Origin of the sequence: Pontibacter sp. BAB1700, from assembly GCF_000277005.1 — a bacterium.
In the GTDB taxonomy this organism is placed as follows: domain Bacteria; phylum Bacteroidota; class Bacteroidia; order Cytophagales; family Hymenobacteraceae; genus Pontibacter; species Pontibacter lucknowensis.
In genome coordinates, this window is sequence record NZ_AKIS01000257.1 from 1 (window position 1) to 3,007 (window position 3,007).

A 3,007-nucleotide genomic window follows, 5' to 3' on the forward strand; every position below is an offset into this window, starting at 1 on the left:
CTTCCGGCGATTCATCCCCATAGCTCAGGCCTCCAATGGTGGTCGCCTCTCCTATACCTTCTATGCCATCGCTGCAGAACAGGCGCACGATCACCATGGCCTGGTTGCGCATCACAGCCATGGACAGATGGTGCGGACGTATGGTGGGCAGATCCACAATGAGAGACTCAATCCGATCTATCTGCATGTCTTTCATATAGTTAAGTGAACGAATACTATTTTAAATGAGTGCATACTTACCCTGGAAAGTAATCACTCACTAAGTATTACAAATGTACTCGCTCACCCTCCTCACGGATAGGACAAATGCACTTTTAACAAGACAAATCGAACATATAGGCGCCTACTTCTGCGTCACGCCGATCTTTTTGCGGAATTCGAGTGGGGTTAGGCCGGTCTTTTTCTTGAAGAGCCTGGCAAAATAGGCGGGGTCGTCAAAGCCCAGCGTATAGGATACATCGGCGATGTTACTTTCCACATCAGACAAGGCCAATTGGGCTTTCGTGATAAAGTAGTCGATCAGGATATCCTTGGGTGATTGGCCGGCAACGCTCCGGCAGATCCGGCTGAGGTGGCCGGTGGAGATGAACAGGTCATGGGCATAGTCTTCCACGGTTTTCTTGTAAGTATCGGCAGCCCGCATGAGCTGCTGAAAACGCCGGAAGTATACCTTGCTGATATTGGAAGAGGAAAAAAATGCCTGCTTGCCGCCCAGTGAAATGCGGTAGAGCTGCACCAGCATCTGCCCCACCAGGTACTGCAGCATCAGAAGCCGACCCGGAAACTGGCTGTTGTATTCGTCCACACACTTCTGCATGGTGTCGAACACCTCGGTGGTGGCTGGTTCTTCGGGCGAGACCGACACGATATGAATCTCCTCCATACCGAAGATCACGTCGGCTTCGCGTTGCAGCATGTGCTCCAGTACGGTATCAGACAGGTTGATGATCCAGCCGGAAACATCGGTGAGATGCTGAAAGCCGTGCTCGATGTTTTTCGGAACAACCAGAAAAGCCGGGCCGCTTACCCTTACCTTCTCACTTGCGTAGTGAAACTCGGTTTGCCCATGCTGCACTAAAAAGATCTGCAGGAAATTATTGTGCGCGTGCAGTTTAACCTGCCCCTGGTGCCGTTTGCCTATTTCCCCGAAAGGGTGGACATGAATGAGCCCTTTCGCAAATTCGATGGTATTGGTGCCGTAAAGCCCTTTGTAAAACCGTTTTCCGTGCATGCTATAAGATGCCGATTAAGGAGGATATTTCCAAACAACCCGCTATCCTGTTGGTAGGCGACACCTCCTCCACATACGAAATTTTGGATTCGGCTAGCCTGATTCTTGTGTTCAGCCCGAACACGGCGTAAAGCCCGTCGCGGGCCATGTCGATGATCTCACCATCATACAAGGTGATGGCATTTTTGAAAAGCGCAAAGATCCTTCGCATGATGTGGATGACGTCGAAGGGAACACTGGACTCGATAAAGGGCGTGAAAATGTGGATGTCGATAAAAAAAGAGCCAGTTTGCACCGTTCCCCGATCTCCCCTATGGTATTCTCCTCTTTTCCGTCAATAAATATGTGCCGGTCTGTGTCGTCGCGTATCAGGCGCTGCACGGTCACTCCCTCCCCCGTTACCTGCGATTGGCAGGCCAGCCTCACGTTATCCGGAAACTTTTTTACTTTCTTTTAGTGCGCTCCTAGTTGGTGGGGCGTGAGTTTGTCCTGCCCCTCCAGCACCAGCACCCGGCAGGTGGTGCACTGCCCTTTGCCGCCGCAGGCGTGGTAATGCGGAATGCCGGCCACCAGAGAAGCCTGCAGCATGGTCTGCCTCTCCTCTACCTGCACGACTTTATCATCCTTGAAATTTACCTGATGGGACATAAGAGATCTTATTGGTTTATACCTTCGCTTTTATCCTCCTTGCCACGCACCAGGTGCTGGTACTGGGGGTGTTTTTTGAGGTAAGAGCGCATGTAAGGGCAAAGCGGGATCACCTGCAGTTGGTTGGCTTCAATGTGCTCCAGCACATGCCTGGTCATTTTGGCCGCTATCCCTCTGCCCCCTATCTCTTCCGGTACATCGGTATGCAGCACAGTCATTACGCCGGGGCGCAGTTTGTACTCTATCACAGCGGTGTGGCCGTCTATAGTCGCCTCAAACTGGTTCTTGGCAGGATTGTCTTTCACTTCTATTTCCATAAAATGAGTGCGTTGTGTGGTTTCAAAAAGGACGGCTATACCTTCTGGGAAAGGGTAATAAAAAGCGAACTGCGTACGACAGGTTTCAGGTTGCGGGTCTTGTGGCCTTTTCCGGTGGTGTCTTCCAGCAAGAGCACCTGCCCCTCCCGGAAGGTACGTTTTTCCCCGAGAGAGGTCTCAATCTCAATGCCGCCGTCGAGCAGGACGATGTACTGCCGGTCGGGCGCATTGTGGAAGTCATAATCATAGGTGGGCACCACTTTTCTGAAAATGACGCGCTCCGCCACTTCTGACTCCGACAGAAAGCCGATCTCCCCCTCCGGAAAAAGCGGCCTGGTAATATCTTCAAACCGACTGTCTCCGTTTTCGTCGGAATACACCCGGGTAATTGCAAAAGCCTCCATATCTGTTTTCATTCTATTTAAGATTATGCAGTTAAATATGCTTGATTTAATCGTCATCTTATTGGTAATCAGGTATACGGAAAGTCCGCAATATGATAATTACCAACCTTGAATCAGTTTATTTGCTATACCTGCCCTGCACAATCAGGAAACATCTGAAAGAAAACTCCTTTACAACTGGCCAGCATCCGGATCATCAGACGTTATATCTGCAGATAGCAATGTACATTCATGGCTCAGGTATAGCTGGTGCTACTGCTGCATTGGAAAATGCACGAGAAGCCCAGGTGTAGCAGGTAGCACACCAATAACTTTTTGCTGAATTACCGTTAAACAGATGGAGGTTGCGGAAGCAACTGATGTGCTAAACGATCTCGCTTACGCACAGCAATAAGGTATACAGTGTT

The 3,007-nt window shown here is 50.1% G+C and carries 6 protein-coding genes and 1 pseudogene; 1 reads left to right on the forward strand and 6 read right to left on the reverse strand.

Annotated features, from left to right (window positions below):
• The 6 genes and pseudogenes from O71_RS20975 to O71_RS21000 form a co-directional block, all read right to left on the reverse strand.
• Positions 1-196 (reverse strand): annotated as a pseudogene (locus O71_RS20975) (muconate cycloisomerase); the annotation flags it as partial.
• Positions 197-343: 147 nt separating this feature from the next.
• Positions 344-1,231, reverse strand: a complete 888-nt coding sequence (locus tag O71_RS20980; RefSeq protein ID WP_007661302.1) for a helix-turn-helix domain-containing protein — start codon at positions 1,229-1,231, stop codon at positions 344-346.
• A 1-nt stretch (position 1,232) separates the two neighbouring features.
• Positions 1,233-1,526: an adenylate/guanylate cyclase domain-containing protein gene (locus tag O71_RS20985; RefSeq protein ID WP_040575083.1), complete on the reverse strand. Its 294-nt coding sequence runs from the start codon at positions 1,524-1,526 to the stop codon at positions 1,233-1,235.
• Between the two features lie 158 nt (positions 1,527-1,684).
• Positions 1,685-1,879 (reverse strand): 2Fe-2S iron-sulfur cluster-binding protein, encoded by a 195-nt coding sequence (locus tag O71_RS20990; protein WP_040575084.1) that lies wholly within the window; start codon positions 1,877-1,879, stop codon positions 1,685-1,687.
• Positions 1,880-1,887: 8 nt separating this feature from the next.
• Positions 1,888-2,196, reverse strand: a complete 309-nt coding sequence (locus tag O71_RS20995) for a GNAT family N-acetyltransferase (RefSeq protein ID WP_007661303.1) — start codon at positions 2,194-2,196, stop codon at positions 1,888-1,890.
• A gap of 35 nt (positions 2,197-2,231) precedes the next feature.
• Positions 2,232-2,612, reverse strand: coding sequence for a hypothetical protein (locus O71_RS21000; protein ID WP_007661304.1), 381 nt, complete (start codon positions 2,610-2,612; stop codon positions 2,232-2,234).
• Positions 2,613-2,692: 80 nt separating this feature from the next.
• On the opposite strand from O71_RS21000, the gene O71_RS24175 reads away from it, so the two are divergent.
• Positions 2,693-2,893 carry a hypothetical protein gene (locus tag O71_RS24175; protein WP_143731949.1) on the forward strand — a complete coding sequence of 67 codons (201 nt, stop codon included), beginning with the start codon at positions 2,693-2,695 and terminating at the stop codon, positions 2,891-2,893.
• Positions 2,894-3,007: the final 114 nt, after the last annotated feature.

Bases quoted from the DNA above. Each gene is read 5' to 3' on its own strand.
- O71_RS20980 (WP_007661302.1), bottom strand. From the start codon at position 1,231: ATGCACGGAAAACGGTTTTACAAAGGGCTTTACGGCACCAATACCATC.
- O71_RS20990 (WP_040575084.1), bottom strand. From the start codon at position 1,879: ATGTCCCATCAGGTAAATTTCAAGGATGATAAAGTCGTGCAGGTAGAG.
- O71_RS20995 (WP_007661303.1), bottom strand. From the start codon at position 2,196: ATGGAAATAGAAGTGAAAGACAATCCTGCCAAGAACCAGTTTGAGGCG.
- O71_RS21000 (WP_007661304.1), bottom strand. From the start codon at position 2,612: ATGAAAACAGATATGGAGGCTTTTGCAATTACCCGGGTGTATTCCGAC.
- O71_RS24175 (WP_143731949.1), top strand. From the start codon at position 2,693: ATGATAATTACCAACCTTGAATCAGTTTATTTGCTATACCTGCCCTGC.